We start from the raw sequence: 24137 nt of genomic DNA, 5'->3' as shown, positions 1-24137 counted from the left end.
AGCCGCCGGCATGCACGTCACGCGCGTCTCCGTCCCCGTCGCAACCCGCGCGCCGACCGGCGCGACGAACGCCTACCTCGTCGCCGGCGGCGGCGACACGCTGCTCGTCGACCCCGCGGCCCGCACCGACGAACTGGACTCCCTCGTCGCGCGCGAGGGCGTCGACCACATCGCGGTCACCCACACCCACGCGGACCACGTCGGCGCGGTCGCCGCCTACGCCCGCGAGACCGGCGCGACGGTCTGGTGTCGTCGCGGTCGCGAGCGCGCCTTCTCGGCCGCGACCGGAATCGCCCCCGACCGGACGTTCATCGAGGGGACGACCGTCCCCGTCGGCGCGGGCGTCGAGGTGCTCGACACGCCGGGGCACGCCCGCGACCACGTGAGCTTCGTCGCCGGCGACGACGTGCTCTGCGGCGACCTCGCGGTGGCCGAGGGGAGCGTCGTCGTGGGCGCGCCCGAGGGCGACGTGCGGGCCTACCTCGTCGCGCTCCGGCGACTCCACGCGCGCGACCCCGAACGACTGCGTCCGGGTCACGGTCCCGAAATCACGGACCCGCGGGCGGCGCTCGCGCGACTCGTCGCGCACCGAAACGACCGCGAGCGCGCCGTCCTCGACGCGGTGCGCGCCGGGAACGCGACGCCGGACGCCGTGACCGACGCCGCCTACGACAAGGACGTGTCCGCCGTACGCGACCTCGCCCGCGCGACGGTCGTCGCCCACATCGAGAAACTCGCCGCCGAGCGGCGGGTCCGCTGGGACCCCGAGGCCGGACGGGTCGAACCGCGATAGGGCGCGCGTCGTCGGTGTCCGTGTCCGTGGGTGGCCGGGGGCCGCGCTCCCGCGAAAAACCGCGCCCCTCTTTGGGCTCGCGCCCGCATCGCGGGTATGGACCTCGACGCCGAACTGGCCCGCGCCCGCGACCTCGACGTGTCGGAACTCGCCGACGCCATCGAGTCCATCGGCTTCGAGTGCACGCGCTGCGGGGCCTGCTGTAAGGGCTACGAGGGCGACGACGGCCCCGAACCGCACACCGCGACCGTCTTCCCCGACGAGGTGCGCGCCTTGCAGGAGGCCGGCGGAGACGACTCGGACGGCGAGTCGGGAACCCCGACGGAGTGGCGCGACGTGGCCCGACCGATGCCCTACGGCCTCGTCGAGGGCGACGACGGCCCCGAGGGCGAGACGTTCGAGTGGGCGCTCCAGACGACAGCCTGCGGCGACTGCCGATTCTACGAGGAAGACGACTCCGGGCGGGGCGCTTGTCAGGTCCACGAGGACCGCCCGCTCATCTGCGAGACCTACCCGTTCTCAATCAAATCGCTATCAGATGATAGCAAAGGTGGGGTGGGGACCACCCAACCGATGGGTGGGGTCGTGGACCACGAGGGCATGGTTCGAGCGCATGAGTGTGAGGGCCTGGGGCGTGACATCTCGCGGGAGGACGCGGAGGAACTGGCCGCCGCCCTCAAAGAACGAGCGATACGGGAACTTGAGGAAGCCATCGGCGTCCGCGACAACTACGAACCTACGGACGTTGACGGCGTCGTCGTCCACGACTCTGAGGGGCAGAAGCGGCCCGACGGAACCCCGCTCGAAGGCGGGGAATAGTCGTAGACACCCCCCCACGTCCCTGGCCCCGTCAAGATTAGGTTCGAGATGGGCCCCCTCATTTGCGGGTGAGGGGTGGATACACCAGGTCAAGGCGAGTGGTATGTATCCATATACTAAAACTGGTCAATCAGATTTATTTGGTAAACATACATTGCCCCCAGTATGGTCGTGACTGAGGCTGTTTGGTTAGGCGGTTCGTCTCTATCCCTCTTGGCGCTCGGGTTCCTCGGGTGTTGTTGTGGCGGCTCACAGCAACAACAGCAACAAATACTGAATGTTGGTGACGACGACGAGCCAAAGCGAGTTTGCCCTGAGTGTGGAATGGAAAACCCCCGAGAAGCAAACCACTGTGGCGACTGTGGATTCTCCTTTGGGACGGGAGGGAACAATAGCGATGAGTAACGATTCAGAACCCTCCTTTCGTGAGCGGGTTGAGGAGATAAGAGAAGAACGTGCGAGTGGGGAACAGAGTAGTTCCACCGAAGATGAGCCAGCACAGGATGATACTGACCAGTCTTTTCGAGAACAAGTTGAGGAAATTAGAAGGGAGAGAGAAAGTGGAGAGCGTGGGGATTTTCAGGAAGAAACGCCCTCACAAGTTCAATGGGGTATCGTAGCGGGAGCCTTTCTCGGAGGGGGGATTCTCGGCGCGATTGCCAATCCCGCACAGCCTGTTTCTGGATTCTTTGTTATTGGCTTCATCGTTGGTGGAGTAGCATGGGCGTTCGCTACTGAATCAGGTAAGACGTTTCGTAAGGAGTTCATGGAAAACATGGACGATATGCAACAACAGCAACAACAGACTTCCTCAAGTTCGGAACCGAAGGTGGTTTGCTCCAATTGTGGGTGGAGGAACCCAAAAAGCAACAACTATTGCCACGACTGTGGTGAGCAATTGGAAACATAGATGTCTAAATTTATTGAGGGAATATTTAGGGCTTCACAAGTCCTACGTTCGTATCCATTCTGTCATTCCCGACCTGACCGTTCTTTTTGCTATCATGGACGTTACTTCGGTCTATGTGCGAGATGCACGACGATGTACCTTGGCGGCCTACTCACCATCTTGGCCTTCCCGCTGTGGAACGGTCCTTTGTCATCTTTCCAAACCTTGGCGATAGGGGCCGTGTTTCTACTACCAGGGGGTATTGATGGTACGACCCAGATGTTCGGAGACCGCGAGAGCAACAACAGACTTCGAGCAGTCACAGGGTTTGTCCTCGGCGTCGGGGTTGTTCTGTTCCTTCATGGTGTTGTATTTCTAATAACTGGGCATCTTTCCTGAGGTATCCTGAGCGATTTACGCCCACGGCCATGCCTCGCGCGTACGCGCGACAATGGATGGATTATTACTATAATGGATACTTTCACGCTCCTGTCGCAAACCACGCTCCTGGGCCGGTTTGCGCGTGTGTGCGGGGGCAGGCGCGTGGGGGAAGCGAGAGAAAGAGAGGGAGAAATCGCACGACGAGACAGCCCACTCGCTCAGAACGCCACTCAGGACCTTAGAATAGAAAATCGGCATTTCGGCGTCGGTACGATGTTTCCCTCTCGACTCGAAAACAAACGCCGTGTGCGCCCGCTCAGGCGCTTAGATAATGTCCCAGAGTAATTGTTGAGAGTGGTATATGCAATTCAGGAATAAGATACTACTCAGATAGATGGTCCACGGCTCTTGAGTACATCTGCGGCGTCGTTACCCGATACCTCAAGGTAGATTTGCGTCACGTCGAGTTTCGTGTGCCCGAGAATCTTCTTTAGGTGTGGTGCTGGCACGTCGTTTTCTGCGGCATGGACGGCGAAGGTATGGCGAATGGCATGAGGCGTGATAAGCGCCCGCTCACGGCCCTGTGCGTCGGTGTTGTACCACTTCTGAATCCCCGCGTTCTCAGCCGCAGTCTTGACCACCTTGCGGATAGTCTCTCCACTGATATGCCTCCTCTCTCCCCTGCCAGTGGGCGACGGAAACAGGTAGGGATTGTCCTCCGCATATCCAGGCACGTCTTTCCGTGGTCCCTCTATCCAGAGATTGAGCGGGCCGCGTAGACCTTCGCGGAACGTGACCGTCCGCCAGTCCTCGTCTTTCTCGTCCCACACATCAATCTCGCGTTCCTCACGGTCCATTTTGTCTATCCGCATTGACGCGAGTTCCGACCGCCGACAGCCCGTGTGGTACAGGAGTTTGATGATGAGTTCGTTTCTGAGGGTCGGCGTCGGGACGTTATCGATTAGGTCCCGCATCTGGCCCACAGACAAGTAGTATCGCTCTTGCCCCGTTGCCTTCTTTTTGTCCGACTCGGTGGTCCACGAGGCTTCGACGCCGTCCACGGGGTTGGCCCCCTCAATTTCCATCTTCTGGTGGTATTGTGATATGGCCGACCTTGCCCCCTTTTGAGAGTCGTCCGAAAACCCCTTCGAGTAGAGATAATCCAGATACCGCTCTACGTCTTTCGAGGTAGCGTCCTCGTGTGACTTGTCGTGTTCCTCACGCAACCACTCAAACCACCCCAGGCGGTTGTCTGTTCCACGGAGGGCACGAGCGTACCGCATGGCGGTCCGACGTGTGCTTTCCTCCCCCCGCTTCCGTCGGTGGGTTCTCACGTATTCCTCTACGAATTGGTCAACGTGGCCCCTCGTTTCGGCGTCGGACATCGGTTAGGCCCCTTCCGTCTTGTACCACCGTGGCTCTTGAACCACGCCGTCCTCGTAGCCAGCCTCTTGAGGGTCAAGGTCAACCGTTCCGTGTTCCGTTTCCACGGTGCTACCCCCACCCTGTTCCTCGTGAGGGTCCAAAGGAATGACCTTGCTCACCGTTCCCGTGTTCCGCCGAAGGTTCTCAAGCGCGAACCGTACTGCGGCATCACGGTGTCCCGTAGTTCTGGCCAGTTCCTCCGCTGTGACGGCATCCTCACGGCCAACAGGAAGGGCTTGGAAGACATCTGGTTGCACGTCAGGGTCAACGCCCTGTTGGGCGTGTACGGCGTCCACGGCGTTGCTCACCTCCCCCTCAAGGTCGTCAAAGCGGTTGTGAAGGTCTTGAATCCGCTCAAGAGCTTCACCGCCGACACTCACCTCGGGTATCTCGAAGCCACTTCCTTGGTCGCCAGCGTTCCCGTTGTCCCGCTCAATCTGGTTGCGGACGGCTTCTTTGATTAGGTCGCTCACCTTGTCATAGTGGGGTGACTGTTCGACGTGTTGGTCCCACTGTTCCCGACGGTCCTCACCGACGCGAAAGTTCACCTGGGTTCGGGCCATACAGATATGTCTATCATCGGGGACCTTAGTGCTATCGATTGATAGCATATTGTGCTTGAACTACCCGTTCAGCGTCGCCCTCGGCGGCACGAGCCAGCCGATGGGCGAGGCCGTCGACGAGGAGGGCGTCGTCCGCGCCCACGAGTGCGAGGGCCTCGGCCGGGACATCTCCCGGGCGGACGCGGAGGAACTGGCGCGGGCGCTGAAAGAGCGGGCGGTCCGAGAGCTCCGCGAGGCGCGGGGCGTCACCGAGGCGTACGAGCCGGTCGAGACCGGGGCGGGCGAAGTCATCGTCCACGACTCGGAGGGCGCGAAACGGCCCGACGGGACGCGAATTCAGTAGTCGAATCCGCTGACTGCGGTACATCTTTAACACTCCGGCCTGACCACATATTGGAGGTCTTACGGTGGAAATCTCAGATAAACTCCTGTGTCTGTTCAATGCTGACGTTCGCACCGAGGACGACCGCTACGTCGTCGAAATTCCGCGCCGCGAAGTCGAGACCGGGACCGTCGAACCCGGCGAGACCTACCGCGTCGCGCTCATCTCCCGCGAGTCGAACGAACCCGCCGAGTCCGAACCGAACGCCGGACCGACGCCCACGAACGAACCGCAACCGCCCGTCGAGGCCGGCGAACTCCGCTACGTCGAAATCGAGGACATCGGCAAGCAGGGCGACGGCATCGCCCGCGTCGAGCGCGGCTACGTCATCATCGTACCCGGCACCGAAGTCGGCGAGCGCGTGAAAGTCGAAATCACCGAAGTCAAGTCTAACTTCGCCGTCGGCGAAGTCGTCGAAGACGACTTCTGACGGCGCTCTTTTCGCGGTTCGACGCCGTCCGCCGCACCGACAGTGCTCACCGCACCGACAGACCACGGCTGCAAGTGAACGACGCACCACGCTTGCGAGTGAACGCGACGGTCACGCCGGGGTCGCAGAGAGAGCGCGGTTGCAGGTGAAGAACGGCGTTTCGAGGACTGAAAGCGCTACTGAACGTACTTCGTCACGTCGGCATCGACACCCACGTCGGCCGCGTCGGCGTAGGGGCGATTCACCACGATGTCGCCGGCGGTCGACCGCCCGATGCCGGGGATGGCGGTGAGTTCGTCCATCGACGCCTCGTTGAAGTCGAGCGGGTAGGGGACGCCGGTGACGGAGCGGTAGCCGTGGTCGACGACGGCCACGTCGATGGTTTTCCCGAGTTCGCGCTCGCCCGGAATCCCGACCAAAAGCGGGTAGGTCCCGAGTTGGCGGCCGAACGTCCGGCCGTCCTGATGGTATTCGAGGTGGACGTTCGGGAGGACCGTGCCCGCGGGCGCGACCCGGCGGAGCATCGGGCGGTCGATTTCCTCGCGGACCTCCGTTTTGTACGTCTTGAACAGCTGTTTGTGGTCGCGGGCGATGTCGGCACCCGTGTCGGACATGTCGGTGCCGTCGAACGCCATCACCTGCCGGATGTTGATGCGACGGACCATCAGCCCCTCGTCGTAGACGCGCTGGAGGAACCGCTTGTTGTGCTCGAACGTCTCCTCGCGCTCGCCTTTCAGCCCGTGGAGGAGGTTGATGCCGGGGAGGAGCTTCGGCAGGCGGTTCGCGGCGTCCGAGCCGTGGGTCGGCGCGTCCGCGGGGTCGTCGCCGGGTCGCCAGCCGGCGACCTCGTTGACGATTTTGACCGCCTCGAAACACTCGTCGGCGGTGACGTTGAGGTTGTTCTTCTCCTGCACCACGGGGTCTGCGGATTCGAGGCCGAACGCCGCGGTGTCGCCGGCCGTGTTGTGTTCGGCGATGATGCGGAGCGCCTCGCGGGACTTCTCGGGCCAGCCGACGATGGTGATGGGGTTGACGTTGTCGAGGTGGAGCGTGCCGAGGTTCGGCGCGACCTCGCGGATACCGCCGTAGAGCCGGCGGAGCGCATCTGGATTCGGGGCCTCGCCGTCGCCGCCGAACGCGAGGATGTCGGCCTGCCGGCCGAGCCGGAAGTGTCGCGCGCCGCGGTCGTAGAGGTTCTCGACCTCCTTGACGACGGAGTCGGCGGTGCGGAACGCGGGGTTGCCGTACAGCGGTTCGGTACAGAACGAACAGCGGTAGGCACAGCCCCGCGAGGTCTCCATCTCGCAGATGAGGTGGTCGGGGTGGTTCGGATGCTGTTCGACCACGAACGCGCCCATGGCGGCCCAGCGGTCGAGCTCCTCGTTGTCGCGCATGCGGTTGCCGAAGCCCTCGAGCTCGGAGTCGACGAGGTCGTAGGCGGCCGCCTCGATGTCGCCCTTGGCGACGAAGTCGTAGTCGAGGTTCTTGCGCTCCATGTCCTGGCCGCCGGCGTTCTCGTCGCCGACGCCGAAGCGAATCGGCCCGCCCATCAGGGCCGTGCCTTCAGCGACCCACGCGAGTTCGCGCACCTCGTCGGGCTCGGCGGGCGTCCCGCCGACGTACTTGCCGGGGACGGTCATGCCGCCGATGTAAATCATGAGGTCGGCGTCGGCCACGTCGCGCCACTTCTGTCTGTCCTCGCGGAGTTCGTCGATGGTGTGGTAGACGACGTTGGACTCGGGGACGCCCGCGTCGACCACCGCACCCGCGGTGAACCTCGGATACGTCGAGATGTACGGCGGCACGCCGAAATGTGCCGGCTCGTCGACGTATCCGTCGACGATAGTCACGGTGAGGTCGGCGGGGTCGGTCATCGGTCGCGGTTCGGGTTCGACGCGGAAAACGCAACCGGTCGGCGGTCGCTCGGTTGGCGCTCGCGCCCTGCCGGTCGCTTCCGCCTCCCGCGCGTTTATGAGCGTGGGAGCGTAACTGACGGCCATGCCCGCGACCCTCGAAGTCAAGTGCGCCAACGAGGACTGCGAACTCGACATGTTCGAGCTGCACTACACCTACGATATGCCCGACGACGTGACGGTGGCGGACTTCTCCTGTCCGTACTGCGGCGAGTCCCGCGCCCTGGAGGAGATTCAGCTATGAGCGACCTGCGGAAGTACGGCGAGTCGGCGGCGAACGCCGTCCTCGAACGGGTCGGCCGCGGCGTCAGCCAGATGCAGGAGCGCAAGCCGCTCGCCCACGACCTGCTCGAATCCGAGGACGCCTACCTCGTCGTCTTCGACGCGCCCGGCGCGCGCGCCGAGGACGTGCAGGTCCGCTTCCTCGACGGCGAAGTCGAGATTCGCATCGACCGCTTCCGCGACTTCCACGAGGGCTACGAGATGCGCTTCCCCGGCCGCGGCCTCACGCTCTCGGGGACGGCGACCATCCCCTCCGACGCCTCGGTCGAAGCCGCCGAGGGAACCGCCACGGTCGGCAAGCACGGCACGCTCCAGATTCGGATTCCCAAGGACGAACGCGCGAGCGACATCGCCGTAACCGAGGAAGAAGACGAAGACGACGGCGAGGCCGAATCCGAGGCCGACGACGAGGTTGACTTCGAAGACGTGGACGACCAAGACGCCTGAGCTCCGGGTTCGAGCGCGACGACCCCTCCGAACCTCTTTTTCGCGCTAGTCGCCGTCGAGCGTCATCCCTTCGACCACCGCGAACTCCTCGTCGCCGTCGAAGCGGCGAGGGTCGAACGCGGCCGGAATCCGTTCTTGACCGTCTCCGAGCACCGCCTCCGCGAGTCGTTCCCCGATTGCCGGAGCCCACATGAAGCCGTGGCCGTGCCAGCCGGCGGCGACGTAGACGCCCTCGGTGACCGCGCCGACGAGCGGGTTCCGGTCCGGGGTCGCCCCGCAGAGGCCGGCCCACGCGCTGTCCGGCTGGTCGGCCTCGGCCGCCGCCTCGCCGGCCTCGTCGAAGCCGTCGATGCCGGTCCGGTGTCGAACCCCGTCGAGGGCGTCGGCGACGAACCAGTCGTCCGCGGACGGGTCCCAGTCGTCGGGGTCGGGTTCGACCGGTTCGACGCCGTCGCCCGCGAGGACGCCGGCGGGATGCGGCCGCAGATACGACTCGTCGGTCGCGTCGTAGACGGTCGGCCCGCGGTAGTCGCAGCCGGCGACGAGCGCCTGCGCCCGGTAGGGTTTGAGCGCGATTGGATGGCCCGCGTCAGCAAGCAGGCGGCGCGAGTGGACGCCGGCCGCGACGACGACGGCGTCGAAGCGGGCGGTCACCACGTCGTCGACGGCGACGCCCGGCGGGTCGGTTCGAAGCGTCACCGCGTCGCCGACGCGGAACGCGACGCCGGCCGACTCGCACTGCTCGACGAACAGGTCCACGTAGGCCGCGGGGTCGGCCCAGCCGGCGTTCTCCGCGACGCCCGCGAGGAGTACGTCGTCGGTCCGAATCGGGAACCGGTCGCCCAGTTCGTCGGCTCCGACGAGCGACACCGCGCGGTCGTGGACGCGCATTCGCTCGACCGACTCTTCGAGGGCCGCGGCCGCCGCGTCGTCGCCCTCGCGCGCGAGAAAGACGTAGGGCGTCTCGTGGAAGGCGAACCCGCCCTCGCCCGAGAGGCTCCGAAAGCGGTCCATCGCGCTCTCGGCGACGGCCACGTCGATGTCCTCCGCGTAGGCGTCGTAACAGATGCCGGCGGCGCGGCCCGTCGACCCGCCGCCGGGGGCGTCGCGCTCGAACAGCGTGACTCGCGCCCCGCGCTCAGCGAGGTCGAAGGCGGTCGTCAGGCCGACCGCGCCCGCGCCGACGACCGCGACGCGCGCTGACTCGTTCATACCCCGTCTGCGTCGGCGACCGACTTGAATGGCAGTTGCTCGCCGGTCGTGGGGTGAGAGTGGTCGAGAACTGCGCGGCGCGGTCGCTCAGGATTGTAGAGAGACGGGGTAGGTCGGCCGGCCGTGGCCCGCGTGGAAATCACGTGGGTCCGAAAGGAGCCACCCGACCGTGCCGTCACCTGTCCTCACCGGCGACCGCGTAAAAGGTCTCCGGTGCTCGGCGCGGCACAGGGCGGGGCGAACCGCAGGAGGCGGAGAGCGGGCGACCGGCCGGCGCGCCGGACTACTCGGCGAACTCGTCGACGCCGCGGGCGGGGTAGCCGACCACGAGGTCGATACCGGCGTCGCGGAGGTCGTCGATTCGCCGGCGGATGTCGTCGACCGAGCCGATGAGCGCGTAGTCGCGGGCGGCTTTCAGGAGCACCTCGCGGGCGCGGCCCTCGGCCGAGGCGTCGGTCGCGGCGTCGTCGGGGAGCGCGCGAGCGACGGGGCGGCGACGGGAGACGTACGCGCCGACCGCGTCGAGAATCTCGTCGTCGTCGTCGGTGAGGGCGGTCGGGGCGTAGAGCGCGACTTCGCCGTCGAAGCCGGCCGCCCGGAGCGCCCGAACGTCTCTGCGGGTCGACCGCGAGAGGAGTTCGTACTGGGTGCCGCCGGCGGCGAGGGCGATTCGCTCGATGCCCTCGGTGCCGACCCACGCGTCGGACGCGCGCTCTCTCGCGGCGCGGAGCCGGGGGGCGACCGCGCGGCGCGCCTCGTCGTCCGTCAGATACGCGCCGTGGCCGGCCACGAGCACCTGCCGAACCCCGTCGGGGAGCCACTCGTACAGCGAGTCGTCGCCGAGCGGGTCGAAGCCGTCGGTGCGGACCGGCGTGGTCAGTCGGACCTCCTTTTCGGCCGCGAGGGCGCGCAGTACGTCCTCGTCGGGGAGCCGCTCGCGGCCCTCGTAGTCGATGGCAACGACATCCAGCGGGACCGAAAGCGCCTCGCGCACGTCGCACTCGGCGGGTTTGAGCGCGACTGCGTCCAGACCGGCTTTCGAGACCGCACGCTCGGCGGTCAGCATGCTATCACCACAGAAGTTTCAGTACCGTCGCGGAACGCGATCCATCGTCTGTGCGACCATGTGAGAACGAGTAGCGCGGAGGAGGGCAAAACCCTGTCGATGACGGCGACGATGGCTCGTCGCGGGGGTGTTTATATACCCTGCATCGCCCCGGCAGCGACCGGTTCCGCAGCGCGTGTCAGCCGGTCGCACTGCGAGAGACCGCCGTGTTCACCCGCGTCTCGACACAATTGTATTTGGGACACAATTGTATGTCTCGATTAGTAGTCGAAAACGAATCGTGACAGTCTCAGACGCCCGTTTTCGGTCATTCCCAGTTCTATGGATTCGGAAATCGCGTCGCCGTTATATGGGGTTCGCGGCCGACGATTCAGATGTAAGGTGAACCGAGATGCCCGCTAACGCACAAATCGAGATGCTGGGGAACAGAATGGACTTCGACTACTCGCGGGGCGTCACGGGCTACGTGCTCGTGTTGACCCGCCTCATCACCGGCTACTGGTTCCTCCACGCGGGACTGGGAAAGATAACCGGTGAGCCGTTCAGCGCCGCGGGCTACCTCGCGAACGCCCCCGCAGCCTCGCCGCTCCAGGGCTTCTTCGCGTGGGCCGCCGCGACCCCGTGGCTCCTCGACCTCACGAACATCATGGTTCCGTGGGGCGAGTTCCTCATCGGTCTCGGGCTCATCGTGGGTGCACTCGTCCGGCTCGCCGCCTTCTTCGGCGGCGTCCTGATGGTGTTCTTCTACCTCGGGAACGCCGAGTGGGGCCACGGTGTGGTCAACGGCGACCTGTTCGGGCTGATGATGTTCGTCATCGTCGGGACGCTCGCGGCGGGCCGCATCCTCGGCCTCGACGCCATCATCGAGAAGATGGAGTTCGTCCGCCAGCGCCCCGCGCTCAAGTACCTCCTCGGCTGAGGGGGTACAAGCGGGCCGGGCACGGGACTGAGAGGGGCAGAGAGTGACGGAATCGACGTCCGTGACGCTGTTTTGTTTTTCGGCACTGATTCGGACGCCGCGAGCGACCGCGCCGGGTCGGCACGCGCCGAGGGGCACTACACCGGGTAGTCGGCGTCGGGGTCGACGACGCGGTCGACCTCCTCGGGGACGCGCCAGTCGGTCGTGAGTTCGAGCAGTTGCACGAGCATCCGCCCGGTCGCGCCCCAGACGGTGTAGCCGTCGACGTGGAAGAAGTGGAGCCGAATCTCGCCGTACTGCGGGTGGTCGCGGCGTTCCGACTCGTAGTTCGCGCGGTCGATGAGGTCGCCAACCGCGAGCACCGCGATTTCGGCCACCTCGCGCTGGTCGGGTTCGTACGCGCGGTCGGGAACCGTGGCGACGAACGGCGAGACGGCGTAGTCGGTCACGGTGCGGATGTCGTCGAGGCGGCCGTGAAACGCCGCCTCCTCGGGTCGAAGTCCGATTTCCTCGTTGGACTCGCGGAGCGCGGTCGCCCGCAGGTCGGCGTCGCTCGGTTCGCGGCCGCCGCCGGGAAAACTCATCTGGCCCGGATGCTCGCCGAGATGGTCGGCGCGCTTGGTAAACAGGATGTGCGGCCGCTCGTCGCGGAACACGACGGGGGCGATGACGGCCGCCCGCCGGCCCGCGTCGACGGTCACCGGTTCGTGTCGAGTGACGCCCGCGAGGTCCATCGTCACGGTTCGTAAAGCGATGCCGCGACTTAGGCCTGCCCCTCCGCGTCCAGCGCGGCGTCGAGGCGCTCGCGAATCGACCCCACGTCGGTGTCGGCCCACGCCTCGAGGTCGTACGTCACGTCCAGCAGTCGCTCGATTTCGTCGGCGTCGCCCGTCTGCACCGCGCTCGCGGCCGCCGCTCGGAGGCGGGATTCGACCTGCGTCGCGAGTTCGTCCCGCGGCACCTCGCGGGTCGGGTAGTCGAGGATGTGCGGCAAGTCCTCCGCCCGGTCGGGGAGCGTCGGAAACGCCATCGGGCCGACCGTCAGGAGTTCCGCCTCCGTCTCGTCGTCCTCGTAGGGGACGAGGTAGTAGGCGTCGACCGCGTCGGAAATCGCGCCCGACAGCGCGTCGCCGTCGGTCTCGCGGCCCTGCTTGAACGCGAGTTCGTCCAGCGCGGTCTCCAGTTCCTCGCGGGTGAGCGCGCCGAAGAGGTCGACGACGCCCGCGAGGTCGTCGTAGGTCGCCTCGGTCATCGGCCCGCGCCCTCCCGAACGTCGTCGAGGTCGTCGCTCGCGGCGGCAAGCACCTCGTCGGGCGACAGCGACGTGTCGTTCCACGCCGGGAGCCGCGTGTCCTCGCCGGGTTTCGAGATGGCATCGGCGTAGGTGGCGACCTGCTCGCGCTCGTCGCCGCGGTCGTAGTCGAAGCCGTTGAACGCCGCGTCGGCCGCGTACTGCTCGACCAGCCGGTGTCCGGCCTCACGGTAGCGCTCCGCGAGCGTGTCGAACTCGACGCTCCCGCCGTGTTCGACGACCGCTCTGAGGAGCGTCCGTCCGACCGACTCGCTCATGTCCGAGAGGCCGGTCGGCCCGCTCACCGAGCGGTGGTCGTGTTCGTACTCGCCGAGGTCGACCTGCGCGCTCCGGTCGAAGCCGGCGTGGGCGAAGGCGTCGCCGAGGGTTCCGACTTCGAGGCCCCACTTCCGCGGCGACCGCATCCGCACCGCGAGGTCGGACGTGGCGGCGAACTCCCCGGCCAGCGCGTACCGGAACGAGTCGAGATACCGGACGATTGGGGCGTCGGTCTCGGCTTCGAGCGCGCGGACGAGCGGGGCGTAAAACAGCCTGAACAGCCGGCCGTAGAGCCGCTCTTCCTCGACGCGGGCGTAGTAGCCTTTCGAGAAGTCGTGGCCGTGGGCGAGCGGGAACAGAAGCCGCGGGACGTAGCGCTCGTCGTAGGTCTTCGTGTCCGCGTCGTGGACGACGACGTACTCCTCGCGGGCGGCGCAGCCGAGCGCGAGCCACACGTCGCGGCCCTTGCCGCGCTCGCCGTCGAGACCGTGGGAGTCCAGCACGTCGGCAACGCGGGGGCCGTCGCACCACAGCACGTCGAGCGGCAGGTCGTACTCGTCGAGCCAGTCGGTAAAGGGGGCGACCCGGTCGGCGGGCGCGCGGAGGGGGACGACGACCCGCGCCGGCGAGAGCGACTCCAGCGTCGACAGCACCCGCTCGGCGGCGAGGCCGGCGTACTCCCGCTCCGTCATCGGCACGACCACGGCCGCGCGGTCGGTCGGGGCGTCGGGAACCGAGCCGGAGAGGTCGTGGAGCGTCGTGACCCGCTCTTGTACGTACTCCATCGTGTCGGCCGTGGGACCGGGCGAGCAAAAGTGCGGCGAGAGCCGAGTCGGCTGCCGACTTCGCGCGACCGCAGCCGACCCGTTCAGTTCGGGATGCGCCCGGCGTGTTGGAGCGCGATGAGGCCCGCGACGACGACCGCCAGCCCGACCGAGAACCAGAAGAACACCTCGTCGAACGCGTAGCCGAAGTCGGTCAGGGTGCCGACCGCGCCCGACCCGCTGGCCTGGAATATCATCATGCCGAACGAGTACACCGAGTAGGCGCTCCCGCGGCTCTCGTCGGGGAGCGTGTCGAGCAGGTAGGCGTCGAGCGCCGGAAAGAGGCTGTGGATGACGTAGCCGACGACCGCGGTGACGACGATGAGACCGACGAGACTCGTCGTCATCGTGAGGACGAACACCGAGACGACGAAGGAGACGAGCACGCCGAGGATGTAGGGGATGCGCGGAAGCTTGTCCGCGAGTCGTCCCGAGAGGAAAAACGCCGGCACGCCCGCGCCGAAGACGACCGTCAGCATGTTTCGCGCCGTCGTCGCCGGCAGGCCCTTCGACACCATGTACAGCTCGTAGAAGTTGAACAGCCCCTGCCAGACGAAGCCGGTGAAGCCGAGGATGACGATGCCGGTGAGGATGACCCGCCACTCCGTGCGGGCCGCAACGAGGAGGTCGCGGTCGGCCGCGCCCGCGTCCGGGAGGTCCGTCGAGCGGGCCGTGACGAACAGCGCGAGCGTCACGACGGCGGCCGCGAGGCCGACGCAGACGAAGACGAGCTGCCACGCCGCGGAGACGAACGGGAGCCGCGGGACGAGGTCGGGACCGACCGCGAGGACGAGCGTGACGAAGGGGGCGACGCCGACGGCCGCGAGCTGGCTGGCGGTGCCGTGGATGCCCATCGCGCGGCCGACGCGGTCGGGAAACAGCTCGCTCACGAGCGGGTTGGCGGCGACGAAGTATGCGCCCGAGGCCAGCCCCATCGAGACCGCGCCGACCATCAGCGCCTCGATGGTGGTCGCGCTGGCGGTCACGCCCGAGGCGACGACGAGGACGACGCCGGTCCCGAGCACCACGCGATGTCTCGGCACGCGGGTGAGCAGCCAGCCGGTCGGGACACGGAGGGCGGCGCTCCCGAGCCAGACGAGGGTGGCGACGATGCCGACGGTGGCCCGGTCGACCTCGAAAAAGAGAATGAACTCCCCGAGGAGCGGTGCGAAGACGACCCGAGCGAGATTGACGAGTAACACCATCCCGCAGAGCGTTCCGAAGAGGCGACCACGTGACACGGACGGAACCGCGCGCCGCGAGGTGACAACAGTTTCGACTGAACGAGACCGCGGGGCGTCGTGCGGGTCGAAAACGGGGGTGTTGTGCGGGTCGAAAACGGGGATTGTCGTCGGGTTTTTATGTTCGTTGCACAAACGGGAGCGTATGAAGACAACGCGGAAGGGGCTTCGAGACGGGGAGTTGGAAAAAGACACCTACGGACGGCTGACCTGCTCCGAGTGCGGCGAGTCGCTGAAGAAGAAAAACGACCCCGACGAGGTGTTCTCGGTCCGTATCTGCGCCGACTGCGGGCGCGAGTGGAAAGAGCTCAGATAACCGCGAGTCGACCGAAAGCGGCCGTCCGAGAACTGGGGCGACTGCTCACTCGAAGACCGAATCGAACGTCCGCGCCCCGAGGGGGTCGAACGTGCCGGCCGCGACGTTCTCCGCGACGTGTTCTACCGACGATGCGCCGACGAGCGCCGCGGTCACGCCGGGCGCGCTCCGCGAGAAGTTGAGCGCCCGCTGAGCCGCCGTGTCGCCCGCGAGCACCGAGTTCACCGACGCCGGAATCTCGGCGGCGAGGTCGCCCTGCGCGAGGCTGGCGCTCGTGAAGGCGTGCAAGCCGTGTTCGTGGGCGTACCGGAGCGCGCTCATCGCCTCGCCCGCGTCGGTGTCGTGGGCCTCGACGGTGAACGCGTCGGCCATCACGACGTTGAACGGGAGCTGAATCGCTTCGAGCGAGTGGTCGTCGTTGCCGACGGTCTCGGCCGCGCGCTCCGCCCGACGGACGAGTTCGGGCAGCGACAGGTAGGCGTCGTGGTCGGGCGCGACCCGGAGCGCCTCCCACGTTGCGACGCCGTACCGACCGATGTCGTCGGCGGCGACCCGGCGTTCGAGCACCTCGAAGGCGGCCTCGACGCGGTCGTACACCGTCTCGCGGTCGGTGACGGCCAACTGCGTCTCGGGGTTGTGGAGGTAGTAGCAGTCGACGTGGTCCAGTCCCGTCAGGTCGAGCGAGCGGTCGACTATCTCGTCGACGAAGGCGGGCGCGATGGTGTGACTGCCGTGTGCGAGTTCGTCGGGGTCAGCGAGGCCGGCGTCGAGGACCGTCTCGCGGACGTACGCGCCGGGGTCGTCCGGGCGCTCGCGGTCGAAGGGGACGAACCCGGCCTTCGAGGCGACGACGACGGCGTCGCGGTCGACGTCGGCCCCGCGGACCGCGTCGCCGACGGCCCGCTCTGCGCGCCCGTGGCGGTAGTTCGACGCGGTATCGACGAGGTTGACGCCGTGTTCGAGCGCGGAGACGAGCGACTCGCGGTAGCGGTCGTCGACCGCGTCCGTCGGCTCGCCGAGGTAGGTTCCGATGCCGATACTGGAGACGACGCCGGGACCGAACCGGCGGTAGAAGGTGCGGCCGAAACTGTCGCCGAACCGGTCGCGGTAGGCCCACGTCGCCCGTCCTGTTGCCATGGGCGGGGCTACGGCGGCCGGCCGTTAAGGGCCACCGGTCCGGGTCCGCGATAGTGGTCCCGGTTCGGTTCGGTCCGAGAGTCAGATATCGCCCGACAGCGCCTCGAAGATATGTTCGACGAGTTCGTCGCGGGGGACGGACTCGCCGTTGCCGCCGTCGGTGACGGCGTCGGGCCGGATTATCTGGCCGCCGCCCATCCGGGCGTGACCGCCGGCGCTCGCCCCGCGGTAGTGGTCGAGGGCGGATTCCAGCGTCCGGCCCATGTGGACCCGGTCGTCGCGGGAGCGCCCCGAGAGGTAGACGTTGCTCTCGCGTTCGCCGCAGACGACCGCGGCGGTGACGCCCTCCAGTTGGATGAGTTCGTCGGCCGCCTGCGGGATGGCGTCGACGTTCGAGATGGTGCCGATGTCGGCGACGGCGAAAGGACCGCGCACGTCGCGGCCGGCGATGGCGCGGGCTTTCGCCTCCAGCACCTCGCGGGAGACCTCGGGGTTGGCGATGCGGTCGAGGTGGTCCTCGTTGACGCCGGGAAACAGGAAGCCCGCGGCGTCGAAATCCGCGGCCGAACAGCCCGCAGTGAGGTGTTTGGTGTCCGTGAGAATCCCGTAAACGAGGCCCGTCGCGACCTGCGAGGGGACGGTGTACGAGGCGTTCACCTCGCTTGCGTGCATGTCCGGCGGGACGGGTTTCGCGCCCACGTCGCGGAAGTACTCGGCGACGATGCTCGAACACGCGCCGTAGTCGGTCCGCACGTCGGTGAAGGCCTCGCCGGTGCCGTCGCCGGGGTGGTGGTCGACGACGGCGTAGGGGAGGACGCCCTCCGCGCCCGCGAAGCCGCGGGGTTCGTTGTGGTCGACGAGGACGACCGCTTCGGCGGCGAGGTCGCTCACGTGGTCGATTGGGTCTAAGTCGAGGTCGAGAACGGTTCGGAACGCGCGATTTTCTTGGTGTCGAATCTGGCCGGCGAACTGGATGGTCGGTGTGGTGCCGACCTGTTCTGCGAGACAGGCCACGCCGATTGCCGCGGCCATGGCGTCGGGGTCCGGGTTCGGGTGCATGAGGACGGCGATTTCGTCGACGCCCTCCAGCGCCTCAGCGAAGCGCGTGCCCATCGACCGCTTGAACCGAATCGCGGCGTAGACGACGAGCGCGAGGGCACCGAGCGCGACGACGAGCGCCGCCGCGATTTCGGGGTGGGTCCGCACGAACGAGTCGAGAGACTCGAAGATAGCACCCGTGTCAAACTGCCCCACCGGACCGAACATACACAACACGACCGGGGCCTACCGTATGAATATTCCCCCTAATCGAGTTGTCCTGAGTGACAGAATTTCGGCGGTTCGAACCTGTCGTCCCCCGAATACGGTCAGTCGCCGTCGGCTCGGTAGGCGTCGATTGCCGCCCGGTACCCCTCCCGATACGTCGGATACGCGAACGAATAGCCGAGTTCGCGGAGGTAGTCGTTCGAGCAGCGCTTGCTCGTCAGAATGCGGCGGCGAGCGGCCGCCGAGAGGTCGCCCGCATCGAGGCGCTCTTCCTTCGTGCGCTTTTCGGGGCGCGGGACGCCGCACTCGTCGGCCAGCCAATCCGCGAACTCGTGTTTCGAGACGGGTTCGTCGTCCACGACGAGGACGGTGTCGTCGCGGGCGCGGTCGGTTTCGAGAAGGTGCGCGACGACGCCCGCGGCGTCGTCCCGGTGGACCATGTTGAGATAACCCGCCGTGACCGGGCCGGTCAGATAGCGGTCGAGTCGGTAGCGGCCGGGGCCGTAGAGGCCGGCGAACCGGGTGACGGTCCCCTCGATTCCCCGCTCGGCGGCGTGCTCGCGGGCGACGCGCTCGGCCTCCGCGAGGACGCGCGTCTTGTCGGTCGTCGGGTCCAGCGGCGTCGATTCGTCGACGAAGTCGCCGCCGTGGTCGCCGTAGACCCCCGTGCTCGACGTGTAGACGAGGCGCTCGGGCGGCGAGTCGCGGGCGGCGAACTGGTCGATTGCCGTCCGGAGGCCGTCGACGAAGACGGTCCGGGCGGCGTCGGCCCCGCGGCCGCCGGAGCTCGCGGCGAAGACGACGTGGTCCACGTCGGGGACCGCTCCGAGGGAGTCGGCGTCGGTCACGTCGGCGCGAACCGCGTCCGCGCCGGTGGCTTCGACGGCGTCGAGACCGTCGTCGGAGCGGCGGACGCCCCACACGTCGTGGTCGTCGGCGACGAGCGTGCGGGCGAGTTCGAGGCCGACGTAGCCGCAGCCGAGGACGGCGACCCTCATCGTTCGTTTCGGACGGCGATGACGTGGTGGATGGCGGCCAGTTCGTTCAGCGTGGCGGCGGTTCGACCCTCGATGGCCTGCTGAATCTCCTGTCCGGAGAGGTCGAGGTCGACCTCGGACGCGAGCGTGTCCACGTCGAGGATGCCGCTGGTCATGCCCATGAGGAGGTGGTCGCGGAACTCCCAGACGATGGCGTCGGCGTCGGGGTTGCCGTCGGCGAGTTCGAGGACGGCGGCGGCCTGTTCGAGCGTGAGGTCCAACACGCCGTTCGAGAGCGCGGCTTCCGAGACGCCCGCGGCCTCGGCGGCCGTCTCCGGTCCGGCGGCGTCGACTGCGCGGCGAATCTCGTCCTCGTAGGCGGCCCGCAACTCGTCGGCCGAGAGGGTTCCGGGCTCCGCGGCGGCGTCGTGCAACATACACCGCGGGTTCGGCGTTCCGGCGGCAAAACGGTTGCCACTCGGGTCGTATTGGCGGCTACTCGTCGAGAGGGCAGTCGGCCGCGACGGTACAGCCGGGGCCGCCCTGCCACCCCTCGGAGCGCTCGTCCGCGTTGCCGTCGATGTCACCGACGCCGACGCCCGACGGCGGCACCGCGACGACGATCGTCGTCTCCACGTCGAACGAGACGCGGTCGCCGCGGCCGACCGTCTCGGCGGTGCCGTCGTCGTCCCAGTCGAGGGTGACCGTCGAGCCGTCGCGGGCGTACGTCAGCGACTCGGCGTCGCCGCGGGCGTGGACGCGGAACTGCGCGAACTCGCCGGCGACCGCCACGTCCCAAACGTTGACCGTGGCGTACCAGGAGCCGGGGACGGGCGCGACCGGCATTCCGGCGGGGATGCGCTTGAACGACGTGTCGAACCGCGAGTCGAGCGTGTCGTTCAGGCGGTCTGCGACCGCGTCCTCGGTCGCGCTCATCGCCGCATCGGTCGCGGTGTCGGAGACGGCCTGCTGGCGGGCGGTCCGCGTCGTCTCGACGGTCCGGTTCGTCAGCCGCTGTGGGACCGTCGTCGAGCGGTCGCTACGAACGGCTCGGAACGCATCGTCGAGGCGGAGTTCGAGGAGGTCGGCCTCGACGGTTCCCGGAGCCGCGGCCTCGACGGCGATTGCGCGCGCCGCGGAGCCGTTCGTAATCGCCAGTGCCCGATGAGCCGGGTCGTCCCACGCGCCGAGCGAGCGCTCCAAGATTCGCTGGCGCTCCGTCACGGAGTGGTTGGTGTGGTCGCGAAGCGTGTGGCGGGCGGCCTCCTCCGCGGGAACGACCGACCGGTCGACCGCGGTTTCGAGCCTGTCGCGGCGGTCGGCAAGCGTCTCGTTCGTTGCGTTCGTGTTTTCGAGCGTCGAGTCGGCCGCGAGGAGCGTGCGGGCCGCGACGCGGAGGGGAACGCGGCGGTTCGCGCCGAACAGCGGTTCGAGAACCGTGTCGGCGGCGTCGCCGTAGGGGAGCGTAAACAGGTTCGTGTTGCGGGCGACGAGGGGGTGATACGTGCCGCCCCGGGCGACCGTCGGGACCGTAGCGCCATCGAGGCCGCCGAGCGAGAGGTACATCGGCTCCGCGTCGGGGACGAATCTGACGCCGCTTTCGTTGGCAGTTCCGTTCGCGCCGTCGGCTCGCGAGTCACCGAGCGCCGCGCGGGCGACCTCCTCGGCGCGGACCGCCTCCGAGAGCGAGCCGAACTCCGCGTCCTTGCTCTCGTTGTTGGTCGCGTCGCTCGCCGCCGCGGTCTGGTTCGCCCGGTGGTCGAGCGTCGCCAGCACGCGGTCGAGGTAGGTCGCGCGAACCGCGACGCGCGCCCGGTCCGCGACGCCGTCGTAGGCGGCCGGCGCGTCCACGAGGTCGCTGCGGTCGGCGCGGAGGTCGGACGCGAGCTCTGCGGCGGGGTTCACCTCGCCCGCGGCGACTCGCCGCGCAGACACCGTCACGCGCCGGTCTCTGACCCGGTCAGCGAGCTCGATGAGGTCCGAGCGAACCCAGCGGTCGAGGCCGCCTGCCATCGGTGCGGTCGTCTGTCGCGGTTCCGGCGGGGTGCCGGTCACAACATCGCAGGCGATGTCGTCGAAGCCGCCGCGCGTCACAACCACGTCGGCGGCCGCGTCGGCGGCCGCGGCGAAGTTTTCGCCGTCGAGCGCGCCGCCGGGGGTGACCGCGGGGTCGATGGGTCGAACGGGGGCTGAGACGGCGGCCGGGTCGACGACGGCCGCGAGGTCGACGCGCGTCCTCGTCTCCGTTCGCGCTTCGGTCTGGAGCGTTTCGTTGCCCCGGCGGAACGTTCGAGTGGTCGTCTCGACCGTCGTCACGATGCGGGAGCCGGCGTCGACGACGACGGTGTCGGCGGCGACCGCCGGAGTTCGCGTCGGCACCGTTTCGGCCGACGACGACGTGTCGGTCGAGATGCTGACGAGTGTCCATCCGCGTCCGGAGTTCTCCGGCGGGTCTTCGGTCCGAGAGAGGACGTCCGTTTCGGCGTCGATTTCGACCCCGGCGCGGTGGGCGTCCGCGACCACGTCGTCGTAGGCCGGCGCGTCGCCGCGGCCGTCGAGGAGGCCGACAAGCGCGTGGTCGGCGGCGGAGCCGACGGAGGCGTTGATGGTCCGGTTCGTCGGGACCTCGCTCGCGGGCGACTCCGCGTCCGGGTTCGGTGCGGGGAGCGCGTTCGCCAGTTCGGGCGCGGCCGAGACGCCGGTCTGCGACAGCAGGCTCTTGGCACCGGTTTTGACCGCGGCGCGGCCGGTCGCACCGCGGGCGTCGGCGTCCGTCGCCCCGAACGCCTGCTGTTCGGCGAGGAGGACGCCGGCGTTCGTCGCCAGCGCGGCGTGGTCGTTCGAGACGACGTTGTCAACGGGCGCGCCGGCGTACTGGCTCCAGCCGCGGGTCCACGCCGAGGCCCACATCGCGGTCGTCACCGTCGCGTCGAGCGTCCCGCCGTCCAGCGCGTTCGCGTCGAGGCGGCGCTCGAAGGATTCGGTCCGGTCGTGGAGCGCGAGAACCGGCGTCCGGACGCCGACCGTCGTGGTGACGGACTCGGCGGCGACGGTGCGGCCGCCGCGGGCGACTTCGACCGAGACGTTCTCGACGGTCGCGACGAGGACGGTTCCGTTCTCGCGACTCGATATGGAGACGCGGTCCATCGCGTCTCGCAGGCTCGACTCGTTCGTCGGTCGCGGCAGGGTCGCGGTCGCGTTCACGTCGCCGCGGCCGATGGAGACGGCGCGGAGCCGCTCCGTCGCGGCCAGCGCGATGCGGAGCCGAAGATAGTCGCGAAAGGTGTGCTCGTCGGAGAGCAGTCGCCCGGCGGTCGTGTTCGCGGGCGAGGTGACGGGGTTCGCCGCGGCCTCGCGCGCCGCGTCGCCCACAGCCGCGCGGACGGCGGCGTCGGCCTGCGCGGTCGCGCGGTCCATCGCGTCGTCGACGCGGCGGTCGGCCACGGGGTCGTGGGCCGAGAGCGCGCCGGAGAACGTCGCACTCCCGACGAGCAGTAACACGCCGAGCAGGGCGAACGGAACCCGCCCCCGGTCGTCGGCGGCGAGTCTCACGGCGACCACGTCCTGACGACGACGGTGACGCGTCCCACGGAGACAGCCTCGGCGGCGGCGCGCGGGGTGTCGTACCGGGCGCGCATCGTCTTTGCGAACCGCGGATTCAGCGCCGCGGCGAGGTCGGCGTTGGCGGCGCGAGTCTCCTCGCGGGCGACCTCGGGCGCGACGGAAGCCTCCGCCAGCGCGCCGGCCCGCTCGTAGCGGTGAGCCATCAGCGACGATACCGGCTCGTCGCCGCGGAGCGCGAGCCGAGCGAGCGTCGGCGGGAACAGCCCGGCGACGGTCCGGTCCGCGACGAGCCGAGCGACGGCGTCGAAGCCGTCGTCGCTGGCGGCGATGGCGTCTTCGCGCGCTGCGGGGAACCCGCTCGGCACGTCGAGCGTCGCGGAGTGAACCGTCGCCGAGGACGGCGGCTCGGGACCGAGCGTGTCGTTCGCGCGGACGGACGAACCGGGGAACGGCGTCCACGAGACGGCGACGGAGACGCCGCGCGTCGGGAGTTCGGAGGCGACGCGGGCGGCGGTCCGCTTCCGGAAGTCGTCGCGGGCGCGGGTCAGGCGAACGCCGTCGACGGTGACTGCGCCGAGCGTCGAGCGGGCGAGGAGTCCGGCGAGGCTGCCGTGGGCGGTCCGTTCGAGTTCGCGGGCGTCGATGTCGTCGGCATCGAGCAACGACGGGTCGGCCGCGTCGACGCCGGGGGCGAGCGAGTAGTTGACCGTCGCGGTGCTCGTCGCCAGCGACGAGGCGACCCCGTCGGCGTCGACGGCGGCATCGCCGCCGAGGCCGGAGCCCGCATCGGCGTCGGCGGTGACGACGAGACCGATGCTCGCGCTCACGAGGAGTAGACACACCGTCACGTCGAAGACGAGGTCGGTCATCGCCACACCTCGACGCGGAGCGTGCCGAAGCCGACGCGTCCGGGCTCGGCGCGGACGGTGACCCGAGTCGAATCGGTGTCGGCGTCGGCGGGCGCGTCGGGGCCGACGGCGCGGCGGTCGTCGTCGACGGCGACGACGACGCGGCAGGAAAAGCCGTCCGGGCAGGCGTCACGGGCGTCCGAGAGCCGCGAGGCGACGACGACGCCCGAGTCGTCTTCGAGCGCGGACTCGACGTTCGACAGGGTCGCGGACGCGAGGTCGCGGTCGGCGGTCGGCATCGACTCGTCGAGCACCGTCGCGTAGCCCGAAATCGCCGCGCAGACGACGAGCAACGCGGTGAGCGCGGCGACGGGCGAGGCCTGTGCTCTACGCCGAGACGACGGTGACATCCGTTCCCTCCCAACTGACGTGGCGGACGACGAGCAGTTCGCTGGCGGGCCGCCACGAGGCGTCCCGGTCGCGTGCGGTCTCGGCCGCGTCGTCGAACTCGGCGGCCGTGTCGAAGACGGCGCTCGGTGACGCGCCGGCGGCGACCGACCCGAGGCGGGAGTCGGGCGTCGCCGGCGTGACCGGGCCGAATCCGAACGTGGCGTGCGCCGCGCCGCCGTCGTTTCGGAGCCCGATGCGGTGCGGGCCGACGCGGACGGCGTCGGCGTCGAGGTCGTGTTCGGCGGTCGCGTCGTAGTCGGCGACGGCCACGGTATCGACGGCGTCCGCGACCCCCGAGGCGTCGGGTGCGGGCGTCACCGGGAGGCCGGCGACCGTCCCGATGAGGACGGTCGCGGCCACCGAGAGCGCGGTCCACGTGTAAAGCGTATCGAGCGGTGCGTCGAGCATAGACCGGGGTGGTCC

General features: G+C 68.3%; 26 protein-coding genes and 1 pseudogene. 10 read left to right on the top strand and 17 right to left on the bottom strand.

Features of this window, described 5'->3' with window-relative positions; genetic code table 11:
• The first annotated feature begins 10 nt into the window (after nucleotides 1–10).
• The 4 genes from ACSR87_RS11500 (at nucleotide 11) to ACSR87_RS11485 (ending at nucleotide 2900) form a co-directional block, all read left to right on the top strand.
• Nucleotides 11–793, top strand: coding sequence for an MBL fold metallo-hydrolase (locus tag ACSR87_RS11500; RefSeq protein ID WP_498530555.1), 783 nt, complete (start codon nucleotides 11–13; stop codon nucleotides 791–793).
• 96 nt (nucleotides 794–889) lie between these two features.
• Nucleotides 890–1612: a YkgJ family cysteine cluster protein gene (locus ACSR87_RS11495; RefSeq protein WP_498530554.1), complete on the top strand. Its 723-nt coding sequence runs from the start codon at nucleotides 890–892 to the stop codon at nucleotides 1610–1612.
• Between the two features lie 397 nt (nucleotides 1613–2009).
• Nucleotides 2010–2522: a hypothetical protein gene (locus tag ACSR87_RS11490; RefSeq protein WP_498530553.1), complete on the top strand. Its 513-nt coding sequence runs from the start codon at nucleotides 2010–2012 to the stop codon at nucleotides 2520–2522.
• Entirely contained in the window at nucleotides 2523–2900 is a 378-nt protein-coding gene (locus ACSR87_RS11485; protein ID WP_498530552.1) for a DUF2085 domain-containing protein, read from the top strand.
• Between the two features lie 368 nt (nucleotides 2901–3268).
• Here ACSR87_RS11485 and ACSR87_RS11480 read toward each other — a convergent pair whose 3' ends face one another.
• Entirely contained in the window at nucleotides 3269–4267 is a 999-nt protein-coding gene (locus ACSR87_RS11480; RefSeq protein ID WP_498530551.1) for a tyrosine-type recombinase/integrase, read from the bottom strand.
• Between the two features lie 3 nt (nucleotides 4268–4270).
• Nucleotides 4271–4870, bottom strand: a complete 600-nt coding sequence (locus ACSR87_RS11475) for a hypothetical protein (RefSeq protein ID WP_498530550.1) — start codon at nucleotides 4868–4870, stop codon at nucleotides 4271–4273.
• Between the two features lie 46 nt (nucleotides 4871–4916).
• On the opposite strand from ACSR87_RS11475, the pseudogene ACSR87_RS11470 reads away from it, so the two are divergent.
• Both ACSR87_RS11470 and ACSR87_RS11465 read left to right on the top strand, forming a co-directional pair.
• Nucleotides 4917–5213: pseudogene (locus ACSR87_RS11470) on the top strand (YkgJ family cysteine cluster protein); the annotation flags it as partial.
• A 64-nt stretch (nucleotides 5214–5277) separates the two neighbouring features.
• Nucleotides 5278–5682: a TRAM domain-containing protein gene (locus tag ACSR87_RS11465; protein WP_004044168.1), complete on the top strand. Its 405-nt coding sequence runs from the start codon at nucleotides 5278–5280 to the stop codon at nucleotides 5680–5682.
• Nucleotides 5683–5858: 176 nt separating this feature from the next.
• On the opposite strand, the gene ACSR87_RS11460 is transcribed toward ACSR87_RS11465, so the two are convergent.
• Nucleotides 5859–7556 carry a radical SAM protein gene (locus ACSR87_RS11460; protein ID WP_498530549.1) on the bottom strand — a complete coding sequence of 566 codons (1698 nt, stop codon included), beginning with the start codon at nucleotides 7554–7556 and terminating at the stop codon, nucleotides 5859–5861.
• Between the two features lie 124 nt (nucleotides 7557–7680).
• Here ACSR87_RS11460 and ACSR87_RS11455 point away from each other — a divergent pair, with 124 nt between their 5' ends.
• On the top strand, nucleotides 7681–7839 hold the full coding sequence (locus tag ACSR87_RS11455; RefSeq protein ID WP_004044170.1) for a DUF7559 family protein: 159 nt from the start codon (nucleotides 7681–7683) through the stop codon (nucleotides 7837–7839).
• Entirely contained in the window at nucleotides 7836–8324 is a 489-nt protein-coding gene (locus tag ACSR87_RS11450) for an Hsp20/alpha crystallin family protein (RefSeq protein WP_405309602.1), read from the top strand. Before ACSR87_RS11455 ends, ACSR87_RS11450 begins: the two co-directional genes overlap by 4 nt.
• 45 nt (nucleotides 8325–8369) lie before the next feature.
• On the opposite strand, the gene ACSR87_RS11445 is transcribed toward ACSR87_RS11450, so the two are convergent.
• Both ACSR87_RS11445 and ACSR87_RS11440 read right to left on the bottom strand, forming a co-directional pair.
• Nucleotides 8370–9536 (bottom strand): NAD(P)/FAD-dependent oxidoreductase, encoded by a 1167-nt coding sequence (locus tag ACSR87_RS11445; protein ID WP_498530548.1) that lies wholly within the window; start codon nucleotides 9534–9536, stop codon nucleotides 8370–8372.
• A gap of 283 nt (nucleotides 9537–9819) precedes the next feature.
• Nucleotides 9820–10602, bottom strand: coding sequence for a DUF7388 family protein (locus tag ACSR87_RS11440; protein ID WP_498530547.1), 783 nt, complete (start codon nucleotides 10600–10602; stop codon nucleotides 9820–9822).
• 430 nt (nucleotides 10603–11032) lie between these two features.
• On the opposite strand from ACSR87_RS11440, the gene ACSR87_RS11435 reads away from it, so the two are divergent.
• Nucleotides 11033–11521, top strand: a complete 489-nt coding sequence (locus ACSR87_RS11435) for a DoxX family membrane protein (protein WP_498531059.1) — start codon at nucleotides 11033–11035, stop codon at nucleotides 11519–11521.
• 137 nt (nucleotides 11522–11658) lie between these two features.
• Here the strand turns inward: ACSR87_RS11435 and ACSR87_RS11430 are convergent, their stop codons facing one another.
• The 4 genes from ACSR87_RS11430 to ACSR87_RS11415 all read right to left on the bottom strand — a co-directional run bounded on the left by ACSR87_RS11430 (nucleotide 11659) and on the right by ACSR87_RS11415 (nucleotide 15120).
• Nucleotides 11659–12255, bottom strand: coding sequence for an NUDIX hydrolase (locus ACSR87_RS11430; RefSeq protein WP_004044175.1), 597 nt, complete (start codon nucleotides 12253–12255; stop codon nucleotides 11659–11661).
• A 29-nt stretch (nucleotides 12256–12284) separates the two neighbouring features.
• Nucleotides 12285–12773, bottom strand: coding sequence for a DUF7109 family protein (locus ACSR87_RS11425; RefSeq protein ID WP_498530546.1), 489 nt, complete (start codon nucleotides 12771–12773; stop codon nucleotides 12285–12287).
• Nucleotides 12770–13876, bottom strand: a complete 1107-nt coding sequence (locus ACSR87_RS11420; protein ID WP_498530545.1) for a glycosyltransferase family protein — start codon at nucleotides 13874–13876, stop codon at nucleotides 12770–12772. The genes ACSR87_RS11425 and ACSR87_RS11420 overlap by 4 nt, the downstream gene beginning before the upstream one ends.
• Before the next feature lie 83 nt (nucleotides 13877–13959).
• Nucleotides 13960–15120: an MFS transporter gene (locus tag ACSR87_RS11415; RefSeq protein ID WP_498531058.1), complete on the bottom strand. Its 1161-nt coding sequence runs from the start codon at nucleotides 15118–15120 to the stop codon at nucleotides 13960–13962.
• Between the two features lie 181 nt (nucleotides 15121–15301).
• Between ACSR87_RS11415 and ACSR87_RS11410 the strand changes: the two genes are divergently transcribed.
• Entirely contained in the window at nucleotides 15302–15472 is a 171-nt protein-coding gene (locus ACSR87_RS11410; RefSeq protein ID WP_004044179.1) for an HVO_0758 family zinc finger protein, read from the top strand.
• A 45-nt stretch (nucleotides 15473–15517) separates the two neighbouring features.
• Here ACSR87_RS11410 and ACSR87_RS11405 read toward each other — a convergent pair whose 3' ends face one another.
• The 8 genes from ACSR87_RS11405 to ACSR87_RS11370 all read right to left on the bottom strand — a co-directional run bounded on the left by ACSR87_RS11405 (nucleotide 15518) and on the right by ACSR87_RS11370 (nucleotide 24122).
• Nucleotides 15518–16609 (bottom strand): aldo/keto reductase, encoded by a 1092-nt coding sequence (locus ACSR87_RS11405; protein ID WP_498530544.1) that lies wholly within the window; start codon nucleotides 16607–16609, stop codon nucleotides 15518–15520.
• 81 nt (nucleotides 16610–16690) lie between these two features.
• On the bottom strand, nucleotides 16691–17875 hold the full coding sequence (locus ACSR87_RS11400; RefSeq protein WP_008577596.1) for a DHH family phosphoesterase: 1185 nt from the start codon (nucleotides 17873–17875) through the stop codon (nucleotides 16691–16693).
• A 101-nt stretch (nucleotides 17876–17976) separates the two neighbouring features.
• A complete protein-coding gene (locus ACSR87_RS11395; RefSeq protein WP_405309591.1) occupies nucleotides 17977–18873 on the bottom strand; it encodes an SDR family oxidoreductase in 897 nt (298 codons plus the stop codon).
• Nucleotides 18870–19289: a DUF5791 family protein gene (locus ACSR87_RS11390; RefSeq protein WP_008607014.1), complete on the bottom strand. Its 420-nt coding sequence runs from the start codon at nucleotides 19287–19289 to the stop codon at nucleotides 18870–18872. Before ACSR87_RS11390 ends, ACSR87_RS11395 begins: the two co-directional genes overlap by 4 nt.
• A 58-nt stretch (nucleotides 19290–19347) precedes the next feature.
• Nucleotides 19348–22413 carry a DUF7286 family protein gene (locus ACSR87_RS11385; protein WP_498530543.1) on the bottom strand — a complete coding sequence of 1022 codons (3066 nt, stop codon included), beginning with the start codon at nucleotides 22411–22413 and terminating at the stop codon, nucleotides 19348–19350.
• Nucleotides 22401–23285, bottom strand: coding sequence for a DUF7284 family protein (locus ACSR87_RS11380; protein WP_008577589.1), 885 nt, complete (start codon nucleotides 23283–23285; stop codon nucleotides 22401–22403). Before ACSR87_RS11380 ends, ACSR87_RS11385 begins: the two co-directional genes overlap by 13 nt.
• A complete protein-coding gene (locus ACSR87_RS11375) occupies nucleotides 23282–23674 on the bottom strand; it encodes a DUF7285 family protein (protein ID WP_049897047.1) in 393 nt (130 codons plus the stop codon). Before ACSR87_RS11375 ends, ACSR87_RS11380 begins: the two co-directional genes overlap by 4 nt.
• The gene (locus ACSR87_RS11370; protein WP_008577585.1) at nucleotides 23652–24122 is read right to left on the bottom strand and encodes a DUF7283 family protein; all 471 of its coding nucleotides are present in this window, start codon (nucleotides 24120–24122) and stop codon (nucleotides 23652–23654) included. The genes ACSR87_RS11375 and ACSR87_RS11370 overlap by 23 nt, the downstream gene beginning before the upstream one ends.
• Between the last annotated feature and the right edge of the window lie 15 nt (nucleotides 24123–24137).

This window comes from Haloferax sp. SDI50, from assembly GCF_059802635.1.
The sequence above is the reverse complement of the archived record's forward strand: the minus strand, read 5'-3'. Positions and strand labels throughout refer to the sequence as shown.

Excerpts from the sequence above, each read along its gene's own strand:
- ACSR87_RS11430 (WP_004044175.1), bottom strand. The coding sequence starts at position 12,255 with ATGGACCTCGCGGGCGTCACTCGACACGAACCGGTGACCGTCGACGCG.
- ACSR87_RS11450 (WP_405309602.1), top strand. The coding sequence starts at position 7,836 with ATGAGCGACCTGCGGAAGTACGGCGAGTCGGCGGCGAACGCCGTCCTC.
- ACSR87_RS11420 (WP_498530545.1), bottom strand. The coding sequence starts at position 13,876 with ATGGAGTACGTACAAGAGCGGGTCACGACGCTCCACGACCTCTCCGGC.
- ACSR87_RS11455 (WP_004044170.1), top strand. The coding sequence starts at position 7,681 with ATGCCCGCGACCCTCGAAGTCAAGTGCGCCAACGAGGACTGCGAACTC.
- ACSR87_RS11390 (WP_008607014.1), bottom strand. The coding sequence starts at position 19,289 with ATGTTGCACGACGCCGCCGCGGAGCCCGGAACCCTCTCGGCCGACGAG.
- ACSR87_RS11445 (WP_498530548.1), bottom strand. The coding sequence starts at position 9,536 with ATGAACGAGTCAGCGCGCGTCGCGGTCGTCGGCGCGGGCGCGGTCGGC.
- ACSR87_RS11425 (WP_498530546.1), bottom strand. The coding sequence starts at position 12,773 with ATGACCGAGGCGACCTACGACGACCTCGCGGGCGTCGTCGACCTCTTC.
- ACSR87_RS11395 (WP_405309591.1), bottom strand. The coding sequence starts at position 18,873 with ATGAGGGTCGCCGTCCTCGGCTGCGGCTACGTCGGCCTCGAACTCGCC.
- ACSR87_RS11435 (WP_498531059.1), top strand. The coding sequence starts at position 11,033 with ATGGACTTCGACTACTCGCGGGGCGTCACGGGCTACGTGCTCGTGTTG.
- ACSR87_RS11400 (WP_008577596.1), bottom strand. The coding sequence starts at position 17,875 with ATGTTCGGTCCGGTGGGGCAGTTTGACACGGGTGCTATCTTCGAGTCT.
- ACSR87_RS11380 (WP_008577589.1), bottom strand. The coding sequence starts at position 23,285 with ATGACCGACCTCGTCTTCGACGTGACGGTGTGTCTACTCCTCGTGAGC.
- ACSR87_RS11440 (WP_498530547.1), bottom strand. The coding sequence starts at position 10,602 with ATGCTGACCGCCGAGCGTGCGGTCTCGAAAGCCGGTCTGGACGCAGTC.
- ACSR87_RS11460 (WP_498530549.1), bottom strand. The coding sequence starts at position 7,556 with ATGACCGACCCCGCCGACCTCACCGTGACTATCGTCGACGGATACGTC.
- ACSR87_RS11480 (WP_498530551.1), bottom strand. The coding sequence starts at position 4,267 with ATGTCCGACGCCGAAACGAGGGGCCACGTTGACCAATTCGTAGAGGAA.
- ACSR87_RS11485 (WP_498530552.1), top strand. The coding sequence starts at position 2,523 with ATGTCTAAATTTATTGAGGGAATATTTAGGGCTTCACAAGTCCTACGT.
- ACSR87_RS11375 (WP_049897047.1), bottom strand. The coding sequence starts at position 23,674 with ATGTCACCGTCGTCTCGGCGTAGAGCACAGGCCTCGCCCGTCGCCGCG.
- ACSR87_RS11370 (WP_008577585.1), bottom strand. The coding sequence starts at position 24,122 with ATGCTCGACGCACCGCTCGATACGCTTTACACGTGGACCGCGCTCTCG.
- ACSR87_RS11500 (WP_498530555.1), top strand. The coding sequence starts at position 11 with ATGCACGTCACGCGCGTCTCCGTCCCCGTCGCAACCCGCGCGCCGACC.
- ACSR87_RS11415 (WP_498531058.1), bottom strand. The coding sequence starts at position 15,120 with ATGGTGTTACTCGTCAATCTCGCTCGGGTCGTCTTCGCACCGCTCCTC.
- ACSR87_RS11405 (WP_498530544.1), bottom strand. The coding sequence starts at position 16,609 with ATGGCAACAGGACGGGCGACGTGGGCCTACCGCGACCGGTTCGGCGAC.
- ACSR87_RS11490 (WP_498530553.1), top strand. The coding sequence starts at position 2,010 with ATGAGTAACGATTCAGAACCCTCCTTTCGTGAGCGGGTTGAGGAGATA.
- ACSR87_RS11475 (WP_498530550.1), bottom strand. The coding sequence starts at position 4,870 with ATGGCCCGAACCCAGGTGAACTTTCGCGTCGGTGAGGACCGTCGGGAA.
- ACSR87_RS11495 (WP_498530554.1), top strand. The coding sequence starts at position 890 with ATGGACCTCGACGCCGAACTGGCCCGCGCCCGCGACCTCGACGTGTCG.
- ACSR87_RS11410 (WP_004044179.1), top strand. The coding sequence starts at position 15,302 with ATGAAGACAACGCGGAAGGGGCTTCGAGACGGGGAGTTGGAAAAAGAC.